This window comes from Kitasatospora sp. NPDC002522, assembly GCF_053595195.1.
In genome coordinates, this window is sequence record NZ_JBSFXE010000005.1 from 1 (window position 1) to 23,654 (window position 23,654).

Consider the following 23,654-nt stretch of genomic DNA (forward strand, 5'->3'; position numbering starts at 1 on the left):
GACGCGGCGGGGGCACCGGACTTGGCGTCGAGCCTGGCACCGCTCTTCGGCTCCACCACCGTGGCGGCGGCCTGGTCGGCGGCGGAGTCCCACACACCGCGGTCGGGAGCCGGCGCGGAGAACAGGGTCCTGCCCTGCTTGTCCTTGCCGGTGAGGTTGCCCGCCTGGTCGGTGGCCAGGTCGACCCCGTTCGCCCGGGCCGGGAAGGACAGCTTCTTCAGCGCCGGGTTGGCGGCGGCCTTGGCGTCCTTGACCACGAAGACCTCGGAGAAGCCGCCGAGGGTGTCGGCGGTGACCTTCAGGTCGAGGCCGGGAGCCAGCGCGTACGTGGCCGTCGCGCCGTCGAGGACCGGCGCGGGGAGCTTCGCGGCCAGGCCCTTGGGCAGGTCGAGCGAGAAGGAGGCGGCGCCCGACTTCATGGTGGCGAGCGGGCCGTTGCCGCCGCCGGAGAGCACCAGGTCGGTGGAGGACAGCGCCGGGCCGACGCCACCGTCCGCGCGCTTGACCAGCGTCGCGTCGAGGTTCTTCCACGCCCCGCCCTGGTAGCGCCGCACCGGCGCGAGGCTCTGGTTGAGGGTGAAGGAGCCGTCGGCGTTGGCGGTCAGCTCGTCGGTCGCGGTGGTCGCCGCGTCGACGGACACGGCCTTGCCGGTACGGCGGGCCTGGACGGAGGCCTGATCCGACGTCAGCGGCTTGGCCTTGGCCGGTGCGGCGGGCGCGGTGGGAGCGGCGTGTGCGGCGGCGGTGAAGGCGGTGAGCGACGCGGCGGCGAGCGCCGTCGTCACCGCCCCGGCCAGCCACCGCCGGCCCGGGGTGACCGATATCGGTCTGGTCATGGTCTTTGAGTCCTCGTCTGGGGTGAAAAGTGCAGCCCAGGACGGCTCCAAGCCCCCCCGAGCGGGGAGCAGCCTGCCATGCCGTTCGCGCACGTGCGAGTCTGATCGACTGTGACGTTGCCGGGCCGCGCCGGTTTTGTCGATCCTTCGCCTGATTTGACATCGCATCAGCAGGTAAAGGATTCGCCAAGCCGTTCGGCGCGGCACCGGCCGGCGGGACGTCAGCGGTAGGCGGCCTCGCCGGTGATGGCTTCGCCGAGGACGAGGGTGTGGATCTCGGAGGTGCCCTCGTAGGTGAGGACGGACTCGAGGTTGTTGGCGTGGCGCAGCACGGGGTAGGCGGTGGTGACGCCGTTGGCGCCGAGGATGGTGCGGGCGCTGCGGGCGATCTCCAGGGCGGTGCGGACGTTGTTGAGCTTGCCGAAGGAGATGTGGGCGGGGGCGGCCCTGCCTTCGTCCTTGAGGCGGCCGATGCGGACGGCGACCAGGTAGGCCTTCTCGAGTTCGAGGGCCATCTCGACCAGTTTCTGCTGGGTGAGCTGGAAGCCGGCGATCGGGCGGTCGAACTGGGTGCGGGTGCGGGCGTAGTCGAGGGCGGCCTGGTAGCAGTCGCGGGCGGCGCCGACGGTGCCCCAGAGGATGCCGTAGCGGGCCTCGCCGAGGGAGGAGAGCGGGGCGCGCAGTCCGCGGGCCCCGGGGAGGAGCGCGTCGGCGGGCAACCGGACGTCGTCGAAGGCGAGTTCGCTGGTGACGGAGGCGCGCAGGGAGAGCTTGCCGGGGATGTCGCGGGCGGTGAAGCCGGGGGTGCCGCGCGGAACGAGGAAGCCGCGCACGCCTTCGTCGGTGGCGGCCCAGACCACGGCGACGTCGGCCTCGGAGCCGTTGGTGATCCACAGCTTGGAGCCGTTCAGCACCCAGTCGTCCCCGTCACGGCGGGCCCGGGTCCGCATCGCGGCGGGGTCGGAGCCGACCTCCGGCTCGGTCAGGCCGAAGCAGCCGATGGCGCGGCCGGCCGCCATCTCGGGCAGCCACTGGAGCTTCTGCTCCTCGGAGCCGAAGGCGTGGATGGAGCGCATGGCGAGCGAGCCCTGGACCGACACGAAGCTGCGCAGGCCGGAGTCGGCGGCCTCCAGCTCCATGCAGGCGACGCCGTACTCGGTGGCGGTCGAGCCGGTGCAGCCGTAGCCGTCGAGGTGCATGCCGAGGACTCCCAACTTGCCCAGTTCCGGAGCGAGTTCGCGCAGCGGGACGGTGCCGTGCTCGAACCACTCGGCGAGGTGGGGGCGGATGTGGCGCTCGGTGAAGGCGCGCACGGTGTCGCGGATCAGCCGCTCCTCGTCGGTGAGCAGCTCGGCGACGCCGAGCAGGTCGAGCGGGTCGGGGCGGGTGGGGCCGGCGGATGCACTGGCGGCCATGGGCGGACTCCTCGGAGGGTTCGGGGACGTACCTCGAGGGACGAGTATGCCGCTCCGCGCCCACGCTCTTGACGGGGACAGGCCGTCCTGAAACCCTGCCAGTTAGGAAGGTTTCCTAATCCCCCATCACCTTCTTCCCCTCCCCCACGGAACCGGTGACCCATGGCCAAGCACGCCCGCACCCGTTCGCTCCTCGCCCTCGCCGCCACCGCCGCGCTGACCGCCGGCGCCTTCGCCCTGGCCCCCGCCGGGCAGGCCGCCTCCCCCGACCCGGTCGGCCTCAACGCCCCGTACGAGTACCTGGGTTGGGGCAGCCCGCAGAACCCGGTCCAGGTGATGCAGGCGACCGGCGCCACCCAGTTCACGCTGGCGTTCATGCTCTCCGACGGCGGCTGCAACCCGAAGTGGGACGGCTCCCGGGCGCTCACCGGCGGCAGCGACCAGAGAACCATCAACGCGATCCGCAACGCCGGCGGCGACGTGGTCGTCTCGTTCGGCGGCTGGAGCGGCAACAAGCTCGGCGAGAAGTGCAGTTCGGCCTCGGCCCTGGCCGGGGCGTACCAGAAGGTCATCGACGCCTACAAGTTGAAGGCGATCGACATCGACATCGAGAACACCGAGGTGGCCAGCTCGACGGCGCGCCAGCGGGAGATCAGCGCGCTGAAGACGATCAAGGCCAACAACCCCGGCATCAAGGTGTACGTCACCCTCGGCACCACCACCACGGGCCCGGACTCCGACGGCCTGGACCTGATCAAGCGGGGTGCGACCACCGGCGCCGCGGTGGACGGCTGGACCATCATGCCGTTCGACTTCGGCGGCCACAGCGGCTCGATGGGCTCGGTCTCCACCAAGGCGGCCGACGGCCTGAAGAACGCGGTGGCGAGCGCCTACGGCTACGACTCGGCGACCGCGTACAGGCACATCGGCATCTCCTCGATGAACGGCAAGACCGACGAGTCCGACGAGACGGTGACCACCACCGACTTCACCACCATGCTGAACTACGCCAAGTCGCACCACCTGGCCCGCTTCACCTTCTGGTCGGTCAACCGCGACCGGGCCTGCCCCTCCGGCACCTCGGCGGGCGACAGCTGCAGCGGGATCAGCCAGTCCGCGTACGCCTTCACCAAGATCGTGGCCTCGTACCACGGCTGACGTACCGGGGCGGCCCGTCAGCGCGGGGCGCTGCGGGCCGCCTCGGCGAAGTTGTCCCAGTGGCCGGCGGCGTCGGCGGGGACGCACACCCAGTCCTTCATCGGCCGGCCGCCCATCGGATCGAACAGGTGGGCGCCCGGCAGGTGGAGGGCCTCGGCCATCGCCGAGCTGTCCCGGCCGAGCCGGCAGACCAGGGTGCCCTGGTGCAGTCCGGCGAAGGCCTTGCCGCGCGGGTCCTTCAGGCACGGCATGCCGAACATCTGGCCGCGGCTGACCCCGTGCGGGGCGAGCTCCTCGGCGATCTCCTGGAAGCGGGCGGCCGACGCGCCCGCCGGGTCATCGGTCATACCGCCATCCTCCCCCACCGCCGCCCGGGCGGGACCGGCCGACACGCGTCCGCGGCGCAGCGGGAATGCCGGGCGCCCGTGGAAGGCTGAGCCGTCCAGGAGGTGTCCCAACCATGGCGGACGAACAGAGCTGGCGGATCGAGCACGACTCGATGGGCGAGGTCCGGGTACCGGCGGCGGCCAAGTGGCAGGCGCAGACCCAGCGCGCGATCGAGAACTTCCCGGTCTCCGGGCAGCGGCTGGAGCGCGCGCACATCGCGGCCCTGGCCAGGATCAAGGCGGCCGCCGCGACGGTCAACGCGGATCTCGGCGTGCTGGACGAGCCGGTCGCGGCGGCGATCCGGGCGGCGGCCGAAGAAGTGGCCGAGGGCCGCTGGGACGAGCACTTCCCGATCGACGTCTTCCAGACCGGCTCGGGCACCTCGTCCAACATGAACGCCAACGAGGTGATCGCGACCCTGGCGAGCGAGAAGCTGGGCCGCCCGGTGCACCCCAACGACCAGGTGAACGCCAGCCAGTCGTCCAACGACGTCTTCCCGTCCTCGATCCACATCGCCGCGACGGCCGCGGTCACCCACGACCTGATCCCCGCCCTGGAGCACCTGGCCCGGGCGCTGGAGGAGAAGTCCGAGGAGTTCGCCGCGGTGGTGAAGTCCGGCCGCACCCACCTGATGGACGCCACCCCGGTGACCCTGGGCCAGGAGTTCGGCGGCTACGCGGCGCAGGTCCGCCTGGGCGTGGAGCGGCTGTACGCGACGCTCCCCCGGGTCTCCGAACTCCCGCTCGGCGGAACGGCGGTGGGCACCGGCATCAACACCCCGCCGGGCTTCGCGCCGGCGGTGATCGCCGAGGTCGGCCGGGCCACCGGGCTGGCGCTCTCCGAGGCCCGCAACCACTTCGAGGCGCAGGGCGCGCGGGACGGCCTGGTCGAGCTGAGCGGCCAACTGCGCACCGTGGCGGTCGGGTTCACCAAGATCGCGAACGATCTGCGGTGGATGGGCTCCGGCCCGCGCACCGGCCTGGCCGAGCTCAACCTGCCGGACCTGCAGCCGGGTTCCTCGATCATGCCGGGCAAGGTCAACCCGGTGCTGCCCGAGGTGGTGCTGATGGTCGCCGCCCAGGTGATCGGCAACGACGCCACCGTCACGGTGGCCGGCGCGAGCGGCAACTTCGAGCTGAACGTGATGCTCCCGGTGATCGCCCGCAACGTGCTGGAGTCGATCCGGCTGCTCGCCAACTCCGCCCGCCTGCTGGCCGACCGCGCGGTCGCCGGGCTCACCGCCAACGTCGAGCGGGCCCGCGAGTACGCCGAGTCCTCCCCGTCCGTGGTCACCCCGCTCAACCGGTACATCGGCTACGAGGAGGCCGCCAAGGTCGCCAAGCAGTCGCTGGCCGAGCGCAAGACCATCCGCCAGGTGGTGCTGGAGCGCGGCTACCTGGAGCGCGGCCTGCTCACCGAGACGCAGCTGGACGAGGCGCTGGACGTGCTGCGGATGACCCGCCCGCAGCGCGCCCGGGACTGACGGTCCGCCAGGAGTCCCGCTCGCAGCACGCCCGGGACTGACGGTCCGCCAGGAGTCCGCCGCGCGCCGTCACCGCTTCCGCAGGTCGGCGGCGGCCCGCTTGGCGAGCCGGGCGGCGCCCCGCTCGCGGTGCCCGCGCAGGTACCAGGCCAGCCAGTCGAGCGACTCGGCGAGCGCGGCGCGCCCCGACCCGGGCGGGAAGCGCACCGGACGGTCGACCAGCTCCGCCACCTCGCGCACCAGCGCCGGGACCGGCTCGGTGTGCTCCAGCCTGGCCTCCCGCAGGGCCAGGTTGGCGAGCGCGTGCACCAGCCCGGACAGGTACTCCTCGTCCCGGGCCCGGATCGCGCGATACCGGGCGACCGCCTGGCGGGAGGCGTCCCGGGCCTCCTCGTGGTACCCCCGATCGGCCTGGCGGATGCTCAGGTTGTTGAGGATCCGGGCCAGTTCGAGCCCGGCGGCGTCGCGCTGCACCGCGTCCGCCTCGGGCCGGTCGGCGGCCGGCTGCAGCAGCTCGACGGCCTCCCGCGTCACCGCCAGCGCGTCGGGGTGCCGGCCGGCCGCGGCGAAGCGGGTGCCCAGCGCGTCCAGGCTGCCCGCGAGCAGCGGTCGCACCTGGGTGTCGTACTCCGGCAGCAGGCGGCGGTTCAGGCCGACCGCCTCGGCCAGCACCTGCGCCGCCTCGCCCGGTCGGTCGGCCCAACCGAGCGCCAGGCCGAGGTCGTTGAGCGCCGCCGCCAGGACCAGCCGGTGCCGGGCCGGCGTCGGCGGCAGCCGCCGGGCCAGCTCCACGGCCAGCTGGAACGCCGCCACCGCGCCCGGCAGCTCGCCCCGCTCGGCCAGCGCGTGTCCCCTCCGGGTCAGCTCCCCGATCCGCGCCACGTCGCCGAGCCCGTCGCCGTCCTCGCCGGGAGCGGTCGGCTGCGGGCGCCCGTCGGGGGCGATCCGGTAGCCGTGGGTGCGCAGCAGGCCGTCCAGGTGGGCGGCGAGTGCCGGGTTGTCGTCGGTCACCCGGCGGTGGGCGGCGGCGATCTCGGCGAGCCGGACGTCGGCCTCGTGCCGCGCGCCGGTGTGTTCCAGTTGCTCGACCAGGCTGAGCAGCGCCGCCCAGTACGCAACCTGGTCGGTGCCCTGCCCGCCGCCGTGCGCGGCGTAGTGCCGGACCGCCTCGCGGGCGGCGTCGACGGCCTCGGCGTGCCGCCCGGCCTCGCCGAGCAGCAGGCCGAGGTCGGCGAGGGCGGAGGCGAGGGCGAGCGACTGCCGGGGTTCTGGCCGTTCGGCGAGCAGTGCGCGGCGCAGCACCAGGGCGGCGCGCACGGCGTCGATCGCCTCGGGCCTGGTGGCGGGTCCGGAGAGCTGGTTGGCGAGGTTCTCCAGGGCGGTGGCGTACGGGCCGGCGAAGTCGGCGCGGTTCTCGGCGGCCAGTGTCCGGTAGTGGTCGACCGCCTCGCGGGCGGGCGGCTGCGCCTCGGTGCGGCGCCCGTCGATGCCGAGGGCGAGGGACTGCCGGTACAGCGCGGCGGCCAGGGCCGGCAGCTGGTCGGGCCGGGTGCGGACCAGGCGGCGGGCGGCGTCCACGCCCGCGGCGAGGACGGCGTGCAGTTCGGTGCTCGCGGCCCGGTCGCCGATGAGCGCCGCACCGAGCCGGTCCAGTCGGTCCACCAGTTCGGGCAGCCGGTCCTCGCCGAACCGGGCCACCCGTTCGCGGGCGATCTCGACCTGGCCGCGCAGCAGCCGCAACTCCCGTTCCCCGTCCACCAGTCGGCCCCCCGGTTCGCACACCCTCGGACCGTCCAGGGTAGGCGGGGGTCCGGCCCGGTCGCGCCGTCACGGAGGCGGTTGTGACCGACCCCGAACCGCCGGTTGGCCGGCGCGTCACCCGGTGTTGTCGGCCGGGACACGTCGATGCCCGCCCCGGCGGACCGGGGCGGGCATCCTTGCTGGTAGCGCCGATTGACGACTGGTCAGGTACTACGACGCCGTCCGGTCAGGCCTGCGAAGGCCATTCCGGCCGCGGCCAGGGCCAGGCAGACCATCACTCCGCCGGTGATCACGTTGGTCAGGATGGTGCGGCGGATGTGGGCGCCTCCGTTGACCGCCCACGGCGCGATGATCGTCCATGCGCCGATGCCCAGGCAGGCCCAGGCACGGGCGTGGGTGCGCTCGAAGGCCGAGCCGTAGCCGGCCATCAGCCCGGCGTAGGCGACGCCGAGCACCAGGTTGCTGATCGTCAGGCCGACGAAGGCACTGAAGCCGACGACCCACGGCGAGATCGCGAGGAACAGACCGGACATGATCGCCAGCGCCTCGGCGCCCTGGCCGACCGGGGTGGACGTCACGCGCTCGGCGTGCTCACGCAGGGCCAGAATGTCCGGATGGTGTTCCATACCCGTCGGTAGCTGGGTCGACACCAGGACCACCTCCTCGTAGTCGAGACATGCGAGCCGACTGGTCCCTACCCGTTCGTACCGGTAAATAACGTTACCTGCCGGTTTGTCCTTATTTTTTACTTACACGGCCTTCGCGACGGCGCGAGCGGGCGCGCGTACGGTGGGAACCGGAGAGGTTCCGCGATGCATTTCAGCGACCGGGTCGATGCGGGGCAGCGTCTTGCGGCGCTGCTCGGGGGGTTGCGGGGCGAGCAGCCGGTGGTCGTGGCGCTGCCGCGCGGCGGGGTGCCGGTGGGGGCGCAGGTGGCCCGGGAACTGGGGGCACCGCTGGACGTGTGCGTGATCCGGAAGCTGGGCGTGCCGGCCCAGCCGGAGTTGGCGATGGGCGCGATCGGCGAAGACGGCGCCCGGGTGGTGAACGAGCCGGTGGTGGCGGCGGCGGGGGTCACGCCGGAGCAGTTCGCGGCGGTGGAGGCCCGGGAGCGGGCGGAGCTGGCACGCCGGTCGGCGGCCTACCGGCGCGGGCGGGAGCCCTATCCGGTGGTGGGGCGCACGGTGCTGGTGGTGGACGACGGGGTGGCGACCGGGTCGACGGCGCTGGCGGCCTGCCGGATCGTGCGGGCCCGCGGGGCGGCGCGGGTGGTGCTGGCGGTGCCGGTGGCCCCGCGCGACTGGGCGGAGCACCTCGGCGGGGAGGTGGACGAACTGGTGGCGGTGCAGACCCCGTCCCGGTTCTGGGCGATCGGGGAGTTCTACGACGACTTCGGCCAGACCTCGGACGAGGAGGTGCTGGCGGCCCTGGCGTCCGTTCCCGAACCGGCGCGGCTCAAGGTCGACACCACCGGGTTGACGCTGGCGCTGGACGGGCTGGCGGAGCCGCTGCCGGGCACCCTGGCGGTGCCGGAGGGCGCGGTCGGGCTGGTGCTGTTCGCGCACGGCAGCGGCTCGAACCGGGACAGTCCGCGCAACCGGCAGGTGGCGTCGCGGCTGCACCGGGCGGGGCTGGCCACGCTGCTGTTCGACCTGCTCGGGGAGCGCGAGGCGGTGGAGCGCTGGAAGGTGTTCGACCCGGTGCTGCTGGGCGGCCGGCTGGTGGCGGCGACCCGGGCGGTGCGGGCCGGGCCGGGGCTGGCCGAGCTGCCGTTCGGCTACTTCGGGGCGAGCACCGGCGCGGCGGCGGCGCTGTGGGCGGCGGCCGAGCCGGGGGTGGGACCGGCAGCGGTGGTCTCCCGCGGCGGGCGGCCGGACCTGGCGGGGGCGCGGCTGCCCGCGGTGGCCGCGCCGACCCTGCTGATCGTGGGCGGCGCGGACGAGGAGGTGGTGGACCTGAACCGGCAGGCCCGCTCGGAGCTGCGCTGCGAGAGCGCGCTGCGGATCGTCCCCGGCGCGGGCCACCTGTTCGCCGAGCCGGGCGCGCTGGCGGCGGTCGCCGAACTGGCCGCGGACTGGTTCGCCGGTCATCTCACGCGGCGTCAGCCCGGCGCGATCGGGGGAAACGCTGGGCAATCCGACCAGTGAGAGGGGATCGCGGCTGCTCATCTTGTACACATTGAGCAGCGGGAAGGACACCTGTTGCCCACCTCACCGAGCAGGAGCAAGCTCTGCGCAACCGACCTCGACGTGGAGGATTGCACCGATGACCGCCGACGCCGCAGTTGAACTGACGCCCGAGGAGCTGGAGGCCGGCCTCACCGCCGAACAGCTGCGCACCCTGGTGGGCCTGGTCGAGTACGACGCCTCGACCGACCCGTTCCCGGTCACCGCCCAGGACGCCGTGGTCTTCGTGGTCGGCAACGCGACCCAGACGGCGCAGTTCTACCAGTCCGTCTTCGGCATGGAGCTGGTGGCCTACTCCGGCCCCGAGACCGGCCGACGCGACCGCAAGGCGTTCGTGCTGCGCTCCGGCTCCTGCCGCTTCGTGATCAAGGGCGGGGTGTCGCCGGACAGCCCGCTGCTGGACCACCACCGCCGGCACGGCGACGGCGTCGTCGACCTGGCGATGGAGGTGCCGGACGTGGACAAGTGCATCGCGCACGCCCGCGCCCAGGGCGCCACCATCCTGGAGGAGCCGAACGACGTCTCCGACGAGCACGGCACCGTCCGCCGGGCCGCGATCGCCGCGTACGGCGAGACCCGCCACACCCTGGTCGACCGCTCCCGCTACACCGGCCCGTACCTGCCGGGCTACGTCGTCCGGGAGTCGACGGTGGTCCGTCCCGAGGGCGCGCCGAAGCGGCTGTTCCAGGCGCTGGACCACGCGGTGGGCAACGTCGAGCTCGGCAAGATGGACGAGTGGGTGTCGTTCTACAACCGGGTGATGGGCTTCGTGAACATGGCGGAGTTCGTCGGCGACGACATCGCCACCGACTACTCGGCGCTGATGTCCAAGGTGGTCGCCAGCGGCAACCACCGGGTGAAGTTCCCGCTGAACGAGCCGGCGATCGCGAAGAAGAAGTCGCAGATCGACGAGTACCTGGAGTTCTACACCGGCCCGGGCTGCCAGCACATGGCACTGGCCACCAACGACATCCTCACCACCGTCGACGTGCTGCGCTCGCGCGGCGTGGAGTTCCTGAACACCCCGGACTCCTACTACGACGACCCGGAGCTGCGGGAGCGGATCGGCAAGGTGCGCGTCCCGATCGAGGAGCTGAAGTCCCGCGGCATCCTGGTCGACCGCGACGAGGACGGCTACCTGCTGCAGATCTTCACCAAGCCGATCGGCGACCGGCCGACCGTCTTCTACGAGTTCATCGAGCGGCACGGTTCGCTGGGCTTCGGCAAGGGCAACTTCAAGGCGCTCTTCGAGGCGATCGAGCGCGAGCAGGACCGGCGCGGCAACCTCTGACGGGCAGGCTCGGAAGGCGACAGGGAGAAGCGGGACGATGGCGTACTACCGGCGGCTCGGCGCGGTGCCGCCCAAGCGGCACACCCAGCACCGCACCCCCGAAGGGGGCCTCTACTACGAGGAGTTGATGGGCGAGGAGGGGTTCTTCTCGGACTCCTCGCTGCTGTACCACCGGGGCATCCCGTCGGCGATCACCGCGGCCGAGCCGTGGCAGCTGAGGGACACCGCCACCAGCGCCAACCTCCCGCTGCTCCCCCGCCACCTGAAGCTGCACGAGCTGTTCCCGGGCGACGCCTGGCGCACCGCCGACGTGGTGTCCGGGCGCCGCCTGGTGCTGGGCAACGCGGACGTGCGGATCTCCTACGCGGTGGCCGGCGCGCCGAGCGAGCTGTACCGCAACGGGCTGGGCGACGAGTGCGTCTACCTGGAGTCCGGCACGGCCGTGCTGGAGACGGTGTTCGGCGCGCTGACGGTCGGTCAGGGCGACTACGTCGTGATCCCGCGGGCCACCACCCACCGCTGGGTGCCGACCGGCGACGAGCCGCTGCGCGCCTACTGCATCGAGGCGAACAGCCACATCACCCCGGCCCGCCGCTACCTGTCCAAGTACGGGCAGCTGCTGGAGCACGCGCCGTTCTGCGAGCGGGACCTGCGCGGCCCCGAGGAGCCGCTGCTGGTCGAGGGCGGCCCGGTGGACGTGCTGGTCAAGCACCGCGGCCCCGCCGGCGTGGTGGGCACCCGGTACACCGTGCCGCACCACCCGTTCGACGTGGTCGGCTGGGACGGCTGCCTGTACCCGTACGCCTTCAACATCGCCGACTTCGAGCCGATCACCGGCCGGGTGCACCAGCCGCCGCCGGCGCACCAGGTGTTCGAGGGCAACAACTTCGTGATCTGCAACTTCGTGCCCCGCAAGGTGGACTACCACCCGCTGTCGATCCCGGTGCCGTACTACCACTCGAACGTGGACAGCGACGAGGTGATGTTCTACTGCGGCGGGAACTACGAGGCGCGCAAGGGCTCCGGCATCGGCAACGGCTCGATCTCGCTGCACCCCGGCGGGCACACCCACGGACCGCAGCCCGGCGCGTACGAGCGTTCCATCGGGGTGGAGTTCTTCGACGAGCTGGCGGTGATGGTGGACACCTTCCGCCCGCTGGAGCTCGGCGAGGCCGCGCTGGCCAGCGAGGATCCCAACTACGCCTGGACGTGGTCGCGATGACGACACCAACCGCCCTGTACCGGGGGCTCTTCGACGACGCGGCGGTCTTCCCGCCCGGCGACCTGCCGCTGCCCGAGGCGGTTCCCGCGCACCTGGCGCACCGCTCCGCCTGGTACGCCCCGACCGTCGGGCCGCTGCTCTGCCCGACCGACCGGCTGCCCGCGCTGCGCGAGCTCGCCGGCCCGGACCTGCCGGTCGGCGCGGTGGTGGCGGGCGGCCGGCTCGCCGAGGCCCTCAAGGAGTCGGCGGGGCTGAACCTGGTGACCGTGGAGTACGCGGCCGGCGAGGACGTCGCCGCCGCGGTGGCGGAGCTCGACGCGCTACTGCCCGCCGGAGTCGGCGCGGCGGTGGAACTGCCCCGCTCCGCCCGGCTGGAGGACGCCCTGGACGCCCTCACCGGCACCCCCTACCGGGCCAAGTACCGCACCGGCGGCCTGAGTTACGACGCCTTCCCGGGCGTCGCCGAGCTGGCGGCGTTCCTGGTGGGCTGCGCCGAGCGCGGCCTGCCGTACAAGTGCACCGCGGGGCTGCACAACGCGGTGCGGCACACCGACCTGGGCACCGGCTACGAGCACCACGGCTTCCTCAACCTGCTGCTGGCGGCGGGCAGTTCGGACCGCGACGCGGCGGCGGAGCTGCTCGCGGAGCAGGACGGCGCCCGGCTGGCGACCGCGGTGGACGCCCTGACGGACCATCAGATCGGCGTCATCCGCAGCCGGTTCACCTCCTTCGGCACCTGTAGCATCACCGAGCCGCTGGACGACCTCGCCCGACTCGGCCTCCTGGAGAAGACCTCTTGACCACCACCTGGCTCGACCTGCCCGCCGACTCGCCGTTCGGCGTGCACAACCTGCCCTACGGCGTGTTCACCGCCGCCGACCGGCCCGGCCGGCGGATCGGCGTGCGGATCGGCGACCGGGTGCTGGACGCGGGGGCGGCCGCCCGCGCGGTCGGCGCGGCAGCCCCGACGGCCGACCTGCTGGCCGCCGACACCCTCAACCCGCTGATGGCGGCCGGGCGTCCGACCTGGCGGGCGGTGCGGGCGGCGCTCACCGAGTGGCTCACCGACGGCTCCCACCGGGCCGCGGTCGCGCCGTGCCTGCTGGACCTCGCCGACGTCGAGCTGCACCTGCCGTTCGAGGTCGCCGACTACGTCGACTTCTACGCCTCCGAGCACCACGCCACCAACCTCGGCCGGATCTTCCGCCCCGGGCAGGAGCCGCTCACCCCGAACTGGAAGCACCTGCCGATCGGCTACCACGGCCGGGCCGGCACGGTGGTGGTCTCCGGCACCCCGATCACCCGCCCGCACGGCCAGCGCAAGGCCCCCGCCGACGCCGCGCCGAGCCACGGCCCCACCCGCCGGCTGGACATCGAGGCCGAGGTGGCGTTCGTGGTCGGCGCGCCCAGCACCATGGGCCGCCCGGTGCCGCTGGCCGACTTCGCCGAGCACGTGTTCGGCGTCTGCCTGCTCAACGACTGGTCGGCGCGCGACATCCAGGCCTGGGAGTACGTGCCGCTCGGCCCGTTCCTCGGCAAGTCCTTCGCCACCTCGGTCTCCCCCTGGGTGGTCCCGCTGGACGCCCTGGAGCACGCCCGGGTCGCCCCGCCGGCCCGGGACGTCGAGCCGCTGCCCTACCTGGACGACCGCGACGGCGAGCCCTGGGGCCTGGACCTGGCCATGGAGGTCCGGCTGAACGGCAGCCCGGTCTCCCGCCCGCCGTTCGCCTCGATGTACTGGACCGCCGCCCAGCAGCTCGCCCACCTGACCGCCAACGGCGCCTCGCTGCGCACCGGCGACCTGTACGCCTCCGGCACCGTCTCCGGCCCGGAGCCGGAGACCCGCGGCGCCCTGATCGAGCTGACCTGGAACGGCGAGCAGCCGCTCAAGCTCCCCGACGGCACCGTCCGCACCTTCCTGGAGGACGGCGACGAGGTCGCCATCACCGCCACCGCCCCCGGCCCGGGGGGGCTGCGGGTCGGTTTCGGAGAGGTCACCGGCCGCATCACCGGCTGATCATGACCCTCCGTCAGCTGCGGGCGCGTCAACCACGCGCCCGCAGCACGCCGCCGTACGGGTGAGGTTCCGGAGCCGCAAACCCCTCCGCCGCTAGAAGTTGACGCATACCGCGACCTTCCCCGAGCCGGGCCGCCCACGCCCGGTGCCGACGGGGAGGCCGCGCACGTTTGCGGACGACTCTCTCCCCGGAGGACCCCCCGATGATGAAGCTGCGCACCCTGCTCTGCGGCGCCGCACTGGCCGCTGCCAACGTCCTGCTGCCCGCGCCGCCGGCCCTGGCCACGCCGATCCTGCCGCCGGCCGCCCCGCACCCGGTCCTGCTGTGCGGCCCGGCCCATCCGCTGGCGCCCCTTCCGCTGCGCCCCTGCTGAACCCGCCGCACCCCCGGGCCCGCCCACCCGCCGCGGCGGGCCCGGTACGGTTCTCGGACGGATCTTCGAATCGACGGCCTTCCGACGGGAGCGGTGACCATGGACGCGCAGCAGGACGTGCTGGTGGAACGGATCGGCCACACCGGGCGGATCAACCTCAACCGGCCGCGCGCGCTGAACGCGCTCACCCACGACATGCTGGCCGCCGTCCGCGCCGCCCTGGACTCCTGGGCCGAGGACGACGCGGTGGCCGCCGTGGTGCTCACCGGCGCCGGCGAGCGCGGACTGTGCGCGGGCGCCGACATCCGCGCCATCCACGACGACGCCAAGCTCGGCGGCGCCGGCGGCCGGGCGTTCTTCCGGGTCGAGTACCCGCTCAACGAGCTGATCTCCCGGTACCCCAAGCCGTACGTGGCGCTGATGGACGGCATCACCATGGGCGGCGGCGTGGGCCTGTCCGCGCACGCCGGGATCCGGGTGGTCACCGAGCGCACCGCCGTCGCGATGCCGGAGACCCGGATCGGCCTGGTCCCGGACGTCGGCGGCAGCCGCCTGCTGGCGCGGGCCCCGGGCGGGCTCGGCACCCACCTGGCGCTGACCGCCGCCACGATGACCGCCGGCGACGCCCTGTACTGCGGCTTCGCCGACCACTTCGTGCCGTCCGCCGCGCTGCCCGAGCTGCTCGCCGCGCTCGCCGAACGCCCCGCCGCCGAGGCCGTCGCCGCCTTCGCCGCGCCCGCCCCCGCCTCCGAACTCGCCGAGCAGCGCGGCTGGATCGACCCCTGCTACGCCGCCGACACGGTCGAGGAGATCGTCGAGCGGCTGCACGCCGCCGGCCTGCCGGAGGCCAAGGAGGCAGCCGAGCAGCTCGCCGCGAAGTCCCCGACCATGCTGAAGGTCACCCTGGCCGCGCTGCGCCGCGCCCGGGCGCTGCCCTCGCTGGCCGCCGTGCTCGACCAGGAGTACCGGATCTCCTGCGCCGCGCTGGCCCACCACGACCTGGTCGAGGGCATCCGCGCCCAGGTGGTCGACAAGGACCGCGACCCGCACTGGCGTCCGGCCGCGCTCGCCGAGGTCGCGGACGCCGACGTGGAGCGCTTCTTCGCGGTGCCCGCCGGCGGTGACCTCGGCCTGTCCTCCAGGTGACCATCGTCTCGCCTGTCGAGACTGGCATCCGGGCCGCGGTTCGGAGATCGTATCCAGCGTCACTAATCCCCTCAGCGTGGAGAGGAAGTCCCCGGCGATGACCGAGTACGAGACGATCCTGGTGGACCGCAAGGGCCGGGTCGGCATCATCACCCTCAACCGGCCGCAGGCGCTGAACGCGCTCAACAACCAGCTGATGACCGAAGTGGTCGCCGCCGCCAAGGAGTTCGACCGAGACCCGGAGATCGGCTGCCTGCTGGTGACCGGCTCCGAGAAGGCGTTCGCGGCGGGCGCGGACATCAAGGAGATGCAGTCCAACGGCTTCCCGGACGTCTACCTGGACGACTGGCTGGGCCCCTGGGACGAGCTGGGCCGGCTGCGCAAGCCGGTGGTCGCCGCGGTCGCGGGCTACGCCCTGGGCGGCGGCTGCGAGTTGGCGATGCTCTGCGACATCCTGCTGGCCGCCGACACCGCGAAGTTCGGCCAGCCGGAGATCAAGCTCGGCGTCATCCCCGGCATCGGCGGCTCGCAGCGCCTGACCCGCGCGATCGGCAAGGCCAAGGCGATGGAACTCTGCCTGACCGGCCGGATGATGGGCGCCGAGGAGGCCGAGCGGGCCGGACTGGTCTCCCGGGTCGTCCCCGCCGACCAGCTGCTCACCGAGGCCCTCGCGGTCGCCGAGACGGTCGCCGCGATGTCGCTGCCCGCCGCGGTGATGATGAAGGAGTCGGTCAACCGGGCCTTCGAGACCACCCTGTCCGAGGGCGTGCGGTTCGAGCGCCGGCTGTTCCACGCCGCGTTCGCCACCGCCGACCAGAAGGAGGGCATGGCCGCCTTCGCCGAGAAGCGGCCCGCCAACTTCGAGAACCGGTAGGGACGTTCGCGGGACTCAGCCGATCACCCGGGCCAGTCCGGCCCGGGTGGCGGCCACCACGATGCGGTCGCCGACGGCCAGCGGGCGGGCCCGGTCGGCGAAGCTCCACTGGTAGTCGCCGGGGCGGCGGTTCAGTCGCACCGCGACCACCCGCACCCCGCCCGGCGACTCCAGGTCGCCGATGTTCTGCCCGACCAGGCCGGACCCCTCCTCCGCGGCCAGCTCCGCGATCAGCAGCACGTGCCGGAAGACCGAGAGGGTGCCCAGCACCTCACGGCCCATCAGCGCGGCGGCGAACGCCGGGGCGGCCAGGTAGGAGACCGAGCGGGAGGCCACGTTGCCCAGCGTGGCGTACACGTGGTGGGCGAAGTCGTCGTCGAACAGCCGCACCACGATGCGCACTTCGGGCCGCACCGCGCGGGCCTCCAGGGCCGCCTCCAGGTTGGCGGCGTCGTCCGAGGTGACCGCCACCACCGCCCGCGCGTGCTTGACCCGGGCCTGCCGCAGCTGCGCCTCCAACGGTCCGTCACCGATCAGCACCGGTATGCCCAGCGCCCGCGCGGCCGCCACGCCGCGGGCCTGCGGATCGCGTTCCAGGGCGACCACCGGCAGGCCGGTGCCCTTGATCAGAGTGGCCACCCGGGTGCCGATGTTGCCCAGGCCGGCCACGATCACGTGGTCCCGGGTCCGGGCACCGGGCGGACGCGGCGCCCCGCGGCGGCCGCTGGCCAGCGCCTCCACCACGATCGCGGTGGCCACCGGGATGAAGGTGATCCCGCAGAAGGTGATCAGCACCTGCGCGGCCCTGGCCCACGCCCCGCCCATCATCTCCTGGCCCGGCGCGTCCGGGGTGGCGGCGCCCGCCGCGTCCAGCAGCGTGTAGTACGTCGTCCAGCCGAGGCTGCCGGTGCGGCCGTACATCACCGCGGCGCCGAGCACGATCGCCGCGAAGGCGGTGACCAGCAGCATCCGCAGCCGGGTGTTGGTGAAGTACTTCAGCACGTCCTGGCCCCACCAGCGCAGCCGCTTCCAGAGCGGGAAGCGCAGCTCGGGCGCGGCGTCGAAGGTCTGCAGCGCGGCCACGCCGCCGGGCTCCGGGGCGGGCGAGGGGTCGGCGGGCCGGCCGATGTGGATCGGGCTCTGGTCGCCGAAGGTGTACGCGAGCCGGATGAACTCCGCGGCCCGCCCCCCGGTGTCCGGCAGCAGCCGCAGCCGGCTCAGGTCCTGCCGGTCGATCCGGTCGGCGACCAGCGCGAGCTGGTTGGAGCGGATGTCCTCGTCGTACGCGACGTACAGGTAACGCCCGCCCACCTCCACCGAGTTGGGCCGGCCGAGGGCACCGTTGGCAAAGGCCGGGGCGGCGGTGGCCGAGCCGGACAGCGCGGCGCAGTTCGGCAGCAGCTTCTCCAGGTGCTCGCCGAGCCGCTGGTTGAACATCCGCAGCACGATCCGCACCCCGGGGTTGCGGTTCTCCGCGGCCAGCGCGGCGTGGATGTTCTCCTGGTCGGTGCCGTCCATCAGCGCGATGCCGCGGGCCCGGTCGACGCCGGCTGCGCCGAGCGCCTCGCCGGTGACCGTGGAGTACTCCAACACCGCTGACACGCCTGGCAGTTGACTGATCATCGGGCCGTGCTCACGGGACAGGTCGGGAACCACCGCGACCACCGGAACCTCGTACTGCTCGACGAGTTCCTTGATCAGCCGATGAGCCAGCGCATTGCCCCCGCAGACGATGTAATGCCCGCCGACCGGCTCCGGCTCGAACCCCGCGCCGCGTTCCCCCGCGTCTGTCATAGCGTCAGATGGTAGTTGGCGATGCCACCCGACCGGGTGAACGGACGGTAATGGATCAGGGTGCGGCCGGTGCGGCCCGGGTCGTCCGTACGGCGGAACCCGCCGAGCCGCGGGGTGGGCCGCCCGAGACGCTGGAAGGGTACAGCCGTCCGCCGCCCCGCGCTCCGGACGGACCCGCACGGGCCCGAGGAGGAACCATGGCAGCCCCGTACCGGACACCCGACCGCGACGACGTGCCCGGACCGTTCCAGCAACTGGCGAAGGTGACCTGGCAGGCGGTGCTGGCCGGCGGCCTGGTCTCGCTGGCGCTGGGCATCGTGGTGCTCGCCTGGCCGAAGGAGACGCTGATGGTGATCGGCATCCTGTTCGGCCTCTACCTGCTGGTGATCGGCATCGTGCAACTCGTCGCCGCGTTCGGCACCCACGTCTCCACGGCGATGCGGGTGCTGGCGTTCATCAGCGGCGCGATCTGCGTCCTGCTCGGCCTGCTGTGCTTCCGCAGCGCCGCCCAGTCCGTCCTGCTGCTGGCCCTCTGGATCGGCATCGGCTGGCTGTTCCGCGGCATCACCCAGCTCGCCGCGGTGGCCTCCGACCCGCAGATGCCGGCCCGCGGCTGGCAGGGCTTCATCGGCGCCCTGAACATGCTGGCCGGCATCATCCTGATGGTCTGGCCCGCGAACACCATCACCGTGCTGGCGGTACTGGCCGCGTGCGGGCTGCTGGTGATCGGGGTGGTGGAGATCGTTCTGGCGATGAAGATCAGGGGCGGGGCGAAGCAAATGCCGCAGGCGCTCTAGATCTGAGAGAGCCATAGCAGGGGCTCGGGGAACGGCGAGGCGAGTGGCGGACGGTCTCGACTTGGCTGACGGTCTTTCAGGCCACCAGCCGAGCTCAGGCCACCAGGCACTCGCGCCGCCGTTCCCCGGGCCCCTGGTGGTGCAGGTGACCGCGCTCCCTGATGCTTACCCAGCCCGCTCCGGTGCGAGCGAGTTGCCCGCGGGGATGTGGCCGCAGTCGGAGGGGGCGGGCTTGCCCGCGAAGCGGTCGTTGAGGTAGCCGAGGGCGAGGGGGGCCCAGGGGACGGCGGTGCCGAGGTGGCTGAGCAGGTCGTACTGCTGGTACTTGATGCCGGCGGTGCCGGTGGCGCAGTACTGGCGGGCCAGCGCCCGCACGTCGCCGGCGACCATCACGCCGTCGCCGGTGCCGATGCCGGGCAGGTTGCTGAAGGTGCCTTCCAGAACGCCGCCGTTGCCCTGGGCGATGTAGCCGGGGGCGGTCGGGGTGGGGGCGGAGCCCAGGTTGACCTTGTTGACGGCGGCCAGGAACGGGGGCACCGAGTTCGGGTCGGCGTACTGCGGCTTGGCCAGGTTCTTCCAGGTCAGCCCCGGGTACTGGCCGAGCGCGTTGACGATCGAGGCGTCCTGCATCCGGCGGTAGACCTGCGCGCCGTAGTCGCTGAGGTAGGGCGTCAGGTCGAGGTCGTAGGCGCGGGCGACGCCGATGATCGCCATCGGGATGACACCCGGCCAGATCAGGCCGCCGTCCACGTACTTGAGGTTGTGCGCGGGGTCGACCAGCACGCCGCCCTCCGCGAAGCCGACCAGCCGCCGGTTGACGTCCGGGGCGTACGAGGGGGCGAGGGCGGCGGCCCAGTTGGTGGCGATGGCGCCGCCTGAGTAGCCGAGCATGCCGATCCGGGTGTCGGCGTTCAGGCCGGTGTCCGCCGAGTGGGAGGCGGCCCGGATGGAGTCCAGCGTGGTGGTGCCGTACTCGGGTCCGGCGGCGAAGTCGGCGCGCTGGCCCTCGGAGTCCGGGATCACCACGTCGTAGCCCTGGAGCAGCAGCGGGACCACGAACAGGGCTTCCGCATTGGGGATCGCCCCGCCGAGGGTCAGGCCGCCGGCGATGGCCCGGGACGGGCCGTCCTCCGGGTTCAGTGAGTCGTAGAAGGACTGGTAGGAGACGGCGCGGCTGCCGTCGCTGCCCAGGCCGCGCACCACCGTGGTGACGCCGGCGGTGGGGCGGCCCTGGGCGTCGGTGGTGCGGAACAGCAGTTGGACGGCCTTGACCGGGGTCGGGATGCCGACCAGGTGGTACTGCACGGTGCGGGTCCTCAGCACGGTGCCCGGCGCCAGCGAGGACAGCGGCGTGCTGCCGTCGTAGACGTAGAAGGCGTCACCGGTGGTGGTCGCCGACGCGGTCGCGGCCGGGGCGGCGGTGGCGACGGCGGCGGTGACCAGGGCGGTGGCGATCAGCCGGGCGGCGGCTCGGTACATGGCACTCCCGATTCCTGACTGGGGGTCACTCGGGGTGAGCGACGTGGGGGATGGGTGGGTCGGGGTCGCGCGGAGCCGGCGCGTGGTGGGGGGCTCGCGCGAGTTACCTACGGGTAGGTAACCTCCGGGAAACCATGATGACCGCGGTACGGGGGCACGTCGCCAGGGCGCGGCACAGAGATTCGGGAGGTGGATTGTGACCGCGCCCAACACCCGACACCCCGGCCGGGTGCCGCAGTTCGGCGGCGTCCCGGTGCACCGGCGGCTGCTCGCCGAGGCCCCGGCGCTGACCGCGGTGGTGATGGCCCGGCTGGTCGAGCAGCTCCCCGCGTACGAGGCGCTCCCGCCGGAGCAGTTGCGCGGAGAGATCGCCCGGCAGGTCGAGGGCGGCATCCGCGGGTTCATCGAGGTGCTGAACACCGGCGAGCTGCCCGGTGAGGAGGAGCTCGGCCGGATCCGCGAGTCCTCCGCGCGGCGCGCCGACGAGGGCGTCCCGCTGGAGGCCGTGGTCGGCGCCTACCACGTCGGCGCCGAGGAGTGCGCGGCCCGCGTCCTGGCCACCGCCGAACCCGGCGACCTCGCCGACATGCAGACCGCCCAGCGCCGCCTGCTCGGCTACCTGCGGGTGGTCAGCTGCGCGGTGGCCGCCGGGTACGTCCAGGAACGGCAGGCCGCGCTCGGCGACGAGCAGGTCGCCCGGCAGGCCCTGCTCTCCCGGCTGCTGGAGGGCGGTGACCCGCGCGCCGCCGCCGACCGGGCCGGACTGCCGCTGCCGCCCGGCTACCTGGTGCTGTCGATCGCGATGGGCCCGCACCCCGACGAGCTGCTGCCCGAGGTCAACCACTCGGTCGCGGCCCGCCGCAAGCTCCGGCGGCTGCGGCACGAGCTGGCCCGGCAGACCGCCGAGGTCCCGCTCACCGCGCTGTCCGGCGAGGGCGGGCTGGTGCTGATCCCCCGTCAGTCCGCGCACGCGCTGGGCGGCGCCGAACGCGAGCGCCTCGGCCGGCTGGTCGAGCAGCTCGCCCGGATCTGCGGCGCCGAGCTGACGGTCGCCGCGGCCGCCGCCGCGCCGGAGGGCGTCGCGGAGGCCGCCCGGCTGGCCGCGGAGGTCCGGCAGGTCGCCGTCGCGGCCGGGCGCGGACCGGGCCTGCACCTGCTCACCGACGTCCTGGTCGAGTACCAGCTCAGCCGTCCCGGCCCCGCCCGCGACGCCCTCGCCGCGCGCCTCGGGCCGCTCGCCGCCCGGCCCGAACTCCTCGACACCCTGCGCACCTTCCTCGCCTGCGGCCTGGACCGCCGCCGGGCCGCCGCGGCCCTGCAGGTGCACCCGAACACCGTCGACTACCGCCTCCGCAAGGCCGCCGACCTCTCCGGCCTGGACGCCGGGCGGGGCGCCGACCTGCTGACCCTGCAGGCCGCGCTGGCGGCGTACGACACCGCCGCGCTCGGCCGTCCCGAGGCGACGGGCTAGCCGGGAGCGGGCGATCCGACGAAGCGTCAGGGGCGGCGCGGGTGCGGTCAGGCGGTGGCGGTCACGCCGGCCACGGCCAGCAAGAGGACGGCCGAGACCGCCGACAGCCGCCTCGCGGCGCGGGGGGTGGCGGACATCCGGGTGCCGAGCCGGGCGGCGGTGAGGGCGACGGCGGAGTAGACGGCGGCGCAGCTGAGCACGTTGAGGGCGCCGAGGGCGAGGACCTGGCCGCCGACCGGGAGGGGGCGCGCCGGGTCGACGAACTGCGGGACGAGGGAGAGGTAGAGCAGCAGGCCCTTGGGGTTGAGCAGGGCGGTGAGGGCGGACTGCCGGAGCACCGTGCGGGCGGGCTGGGGGCGGGCGGCGGTGAGGGCCTCGGCGCCGCCGCGGCGCAGCGCCAGCAGCATGGTCACGGCCAGGAAGGCCAGGTAGGCGGCGCCGGTCCAGCGCAGCAGCGGCAGCAGCGCGGGGACGGCCCGCAGCGCGGCGGCCAGACCGGCTGCGGAGAGCGCGGTGTGCACGGTGTAGCCGGCGCAGACCCCGACGACGGCGGTGAGCGCGGCGCGGCGTCCCTGGCCGAGGCCGCGGGCGGCGATGTACAGCCAGTCCGGCCCCGGGGTGCAGACCAGCAGCAGGTCGACGCCGAGGAAGAGCAGCAGGGCGTGCGGGTCCATGGCACCTCGAGGTTCGCGGACGGGCGGGAGGGTCGTGCCAGACGCTAGCGGGGCGGAGGTAGCATGCGATGACCCGTTTTCGCTGGTCAGCCGGGTCATGAGGCAGAATGTTGCGTCATGGACCGCCTTGACCGCAGAATCCTCCACGAGCTCCAGCAGGACGGGCGGCTGACCAACGCCGAACTCGCCGACCGGGTGGGCCTGACGCCCTCCCCGTGCCTGCGCCGGGTGCGCCACCTGGAGCAGCTGGGCGTGATCCGCGGCTACCGGGCGCAGCTCGACCCGGTGGCGGTCGGCCGCGGCTTCCAGCCGTTCGTGACGGTGGTGATGCGGCACGAGGACCGGGACACCGTCGCCGAGTTCGAACGCCGGGTGGCGCAGCTGCCGGAGGTGGTGGAGGCGCACCGGCTGTTCGGCGACCCGGACTACCTGCTGCGCGTCGCGGTGGCCGACCTGGCGGCGTACGAGCGCTTCGTCACCGACGTGCTGTCGGGCCTGCCGGGCATCGCGCAGGTGCACTCGCACCTGACGATGAAGCAGGTCAAGTCGGACCGCGGCATCCCGGTCGAGTGATCCGGGGTCAGTCGTCGGCGGCGGGGTCGAGGCGGCTGAGCTCGCGGTAGTGGACGACGGTGGGCGGGTGTTCCAGGTCGTTGAGCTCGCCCTCGGACCAGACCGGGCGGATCCGCCACATCGGGCCGGCGTAGGCGCGCAGGGCGTCCTCGTCGCGCCAGCGGGTGATCATCTGGACCCGGTGGTCGCCGTCGGCGACGGCGCGCAGCAACTCGCCGCCGAGGCAGCCGTCGCGGCGGCCGATCTCGGGGAGCACGGTCGCGGCGAGGCGGGCGCAGAACTCCTCGACGCGGCGCGGGGAGACGTGCGCCTCCCAGATTCGGATGATCATCTCGGCCTCCTCCGCAGGGCCCACCGCCATTATCCGTTCGGACCGCCGCCGATTGCCGGGCCCGTGGTCTGGGCGAAGACTCGGCGGTGGACCCGTACGGCGAGAGGAGCCCGAGATGGCGGTCTGCGTGGTGTGCCAGAACGACTACTGGCTGTCCTTCGAGATCAAGACGATCACCGGCGACACCTACGTCTTCGACAGTTTCGAGTGCGCGATGGAGAAACTGGCGCCGCGTTGCGAGCAGTGCACGGTCCGGATCGTCGGCCACGGCGTCGAGGTCGCGGGCCGGTTCTTCTGCGGCGCGCACTGCGCCCGGGCCAACAGCGTCCTCGGCAACGAGATCCGCGACGCGGTCGGCGCCCACCCGTCCTGACCCTGCGCCACC

The 23,654-nt window shown here is 73.5% G+C and carries 22 protein-coding genes and 1 pseudogene; 14 read left to right on the top strand and 9 right to left on the bottom strand.

The features are described 5' to 3' along the window. Both ACWD4U_RS05290 and ACWD4U_RS05295 read right to left on the bottom strand, forming a co-directional pair. Nucleotides 1-836: pseudogene (locus ACWD4U_RS05290) on the bottom strand (ricin-type beta-trefoil lectin domain protein); the annotation flags it as partial. Between the two features lie 221 nt (nt 837-1,057). After that, a complete protein-coding gene (locus tag ACWD4U_RS05295; protein WP_363451741.1) occupies nt 1,058-2,251 on the bottom strand; it encodes an acyl-CoA dehydrogenase family protein in 1,194 nt (397 codons plus the stop codon). 162 nt (nt 2,252-2,413) lie between these two features. Between ACWD4U_RS05295 and ACWD4U_RS05300 the strand changes: the two genes are divergently transcribed. Next, entirely contained in the window at nt 2,414-3,409 is a 996-nt protein-coding gene (locus tag ACWD4U_RS05300; protein ID WP_363451739.1) for a chitinase, read from the top strand. A 17-nt stretch (nt 3,410-3,426) separates the two neighbouring features. Here the strand turns inward: ACWD4U_RS05300 and ACWD4U_RS05305 are convergent, their stop codons facing one another. Then, complete coding sequence (locus tag ACWD4U_RS05305) at nt 3,427-3,756, bottom strand: hypothetical protein (RefSeq protein ID WP_363451738.1); 330 nt, start codon at nt 3,754-3,756, stop codon at nt 3,427-3,429. Nucleotides 3,757-3,869: 113 nt separating this feature from the next. Here ACWD4U_RS05305 and ACWD4U_RS05310 point away from each other — a divergent pair, with 113 nt between their 5' ends. After that, on the top strand, nt 3,870-5,279 hold the full coding sequence (locus ACWD4U_RS05310) for a class II fumarate hydratase (protein WP_363451736.1): 1,410 nt from the start codon (nt 3,870-3,872) through the stop codon (nt 5,277-5,279). A 69-nt stretch (nt 5,280-5,348) separates the two neighbouring features. On the opposite strand, the gene ACWD4U_RS05315 is transcribed toward ACWD4U_RS05310, so the two are convergent. Further along, on the bottom strand, nt 5,349-7,061 hold the full coding sequence (locus ACWD4U_RS05315; RefSeq protein WP_363451734.1) for a tetratricopeptide repeat protein: 1,713 nt from the start codon (nt 7,059-7,061) through the stop codon (nt 5,349-5,351). A gap of 182 nt (nt 7,062-7,243) precedes the next feature. After that, complete coding sequence (locus ACWD4U_RS05320) at nt 7,244-7,699, bottom strand: SPW repeat protein (protein WP_363451732.1); 456 nt, start codon at nt 7,697-7,699, stop codon at nt 7,244-7,246. 153 nt (nt 7,700-7,852) lie between these two features. Here ACWD4U_RS05320 and ACWD4U_RS05325 point away from each other — a divergent pair, with 153 nt between their 5' ends. The 8 genes from ACWD4U_RS05325 (at nt 7,853) to ACWD4U_RS05360 (ending at nt 16,150) form a co-directional block, all read left to right on the top strand. After that, nucleotides 7,853-9,187 (top strand): phosphoribosyltransferase family protein, encoded by a 1,335-nt coding sequence (locus tag ACWD4U_RS05325; protein WP_363451729.1) that lies wholly within the window; start codon nt 7,853-7,855, stop codon nt 9,185-9,187. 118 nt (nt 9,188-9,305) lie between these two features. Continuing rightward, complete coding sequence (hppD, locus tag ACWD4U_RS05330; RefSeq protein WP_363451727.1) at nt 9,306-10,517, top strand: 4-hydroxyphenylpyruvate dioxygenase; 1,212 nt, start codon at nt 9,306-9,308, stop codon at nt 10,515-10,517. 37 nt (nt 10,518-10,554) lie between these two features. Next, entirely contained in the window at nt 10,555-11,739 is a 1,185-nt protein-coding gene (locus ACWD4U_RS05335) for a homogentisate 1,2-dioxygenase (RefSeq protein WP_363451725.1), read from the top strand. Then, a complete protein-coding gene (locus ACWD4U_RS05340) occupies nt 11,736-12,539 on the top strand; it encodes a hypothetical protein (protein WP_363451723.1) in 804 nt (267 codons plus the stop codon). The genes ACWD4U_RS05335 and ACWD4U_RS05340 overlap by 4 nt, the downstream gene beginning before the upstream one ends. Further along, nucleotides 12,536-13,756: a fumarylacetoacetase gene (gene fahA, locus ACWD4U_RS05345; RefSeq protein WP_363451721.1), complete on the top strand. Its 1,221-nt coding sequence runs from the start codon at nt 12,536-12,538 to the stop codon at nt 13,754-13,756. Before ACWD4U_RS05340 ends, fahA begins: the two co-directional genes overlap by 4 nt. 203 nt (nt 13,757-13,959) lie before the next feature. Next, nucleotides 13,960-14,130 carry a hypothetical protein gene (locus ACWD4U_RS05350; protein WP_363451719.1) on the top strand — a complete coding sequence of 57 codons (171 nt, stop codon included), beginning with the start codon at nt 13,960-13,962 and terminating at the stop codon, nt 14,128-14,130. A gap of 99 nt (nt 14,131-14,229) precedes the next feature. Then, nucleotides 14,230-15,276 (top strand): enoyl-CoA hydratase/isomerase family protein, encoded by a 1,047-nt coding sequence (locus ACWD4U_RS05355; RefSeq protein WP_363451717.1) that lies wholly within the window; start codon nt 14,230-14,232, stop codon nt 15,274-15,276. Between the two features lie 97 nt (nt 15,277-15,373). Continuing rightward, nucleotides 15,374-16,150, top strand: a complete 777-nt coding sequence (locus tag ACWD4U_RS05360) for an enoyl-CoA hydratase (protein ID WP_363451715.1) — start codon at nt 15,374-15,376, stop codon at nt 16,148-16,150. Between the two features lie 15 nt (nt 16,151-16,165). Here ACWD4U_RS05360 and ACWD4U_RS05365 read toward each other — a convergent pair whose 3' ends face one another. Continuing rightward, entirely contained in the window at nt 16,166-17,944 is a 1,779-nt protein-coding gene (locus ACWD4U_RS05365; RefSeq protein WP_363451713.1) for an NAD-binding protein, read from the bottom strand. Between the two features lie 197 nt (nt 17,945-18,141). On the opposite strand from ACWD4U_RS05365, the gene ACWD4U_RS05370 reads away from it, so the two are divergent. Next, nucleotides 18,142-18,741 (top strand): HdeD family acid-resistance protein, encoded by a 600-nt coding sequence (locus ACWD4U_RS05370; RefSeq protein WP_363451711.1) that lies wholly within the window; start codon nt 18,142-18,144, stop codon nt 18,739-18,741. Between the two features lie 165 nt (nt 18,742-18,906). On the opposite strand, the gene ACWD4U_RS05375 is transcribed toward ACWD4U_RS05370, so the two are convergent. Next, nucleotides 18,907-20,220, bottom strand: coding sequence for a lipase family protein (locus ACWD4U_RS05375; protein WP_363451709.1), 1,314 nt, complete (start codon nt 20,218-20,220; stop codon nt 18,907-18,909). A 196-nt stretch (nt 20,221-20,416) separates the two neighbouring features. On the opposite strand from ACWD4U_RS05375, the gene ACWD4U_RS05380 reads away from it, so the two are divergent. Then, complete coding sequence (locus ACWD4U_RS05380; RefSeq protein WP_363451707.1) at nt 20,417-21,691, top strand: PucR family transcriptional regulator; 1,275 nt, start codon at nt 20,417-20,419, stop codon at nt 21,689-21,691. Nucleotides 21,692-21,738: 47 nt separating this feature from the next. On the opposite strand, the gene ACWD4U_RS05385 is transcribed toward ACWD4U_RS05380, so the two are convergent. Further along, nucleotides 21,739-22,365, bottom strand: coding sequence for a LysE family translocator (locus tag ACWD4U_RS05385; protein WP_363451705.1), 627 nt, complete (start codon nt 22,363-22,365; stop codon nt 21,739-21,741). A gap of 117 nt (nt 22,366-22,482) precedes the next feature. Here ACWD4U_RS05385 and ACWD4U_RS05390 point away from each other — a divergent pair, with 117 nt between their 5' ends. Next, on the top strand, nt 22,483-22,938 hold the full coding sequence (locus ACWD4U_RS05390) for an Lrp/AsnC family transcriptional regulator (RefSeq protein ID WP_363451703.1): 456 nt from the start codon (nt 22,483-22,485) through the stop codon (nt 22,936-22,938). A gap of 7 nt (nt 22,939-22,945) precedes the next feature. Here ACWD4U_RS05390 and ACWD4U_RS05395 read toward each other — a convergent pair whose 3' ends face one another. Beyond that, nucleotides 22,946-23,269, bottom strand: a complete 324-nt coding sequence (locus ACWD4U_RS05395) for an antibiotic biosynthesis monooxygenase family protein (RefSeq protein WP_363451701.1) — start codon at nt 23,267-23,269, stop codon at nt 22,946-22,948. Nucleotides 23,270-23,384: 115 nt separating this feature from the next. Here ACWD4U_RS05395 and ACWD4U_RS05400 point away from each other — a divergent pair, with 115 nt between their 5' ends. Continuing rightward, entirely contained in the window at nt 23,385-23,642 is a 258-nt protein-coding gene (locus ACWD4U_RS05400) for a Prokaryotic metallothionein (protein ID WP_363451699.1), read from the top strand. Nucleotides 23,643-23,654: the final 12 nt, after the last annotated feature.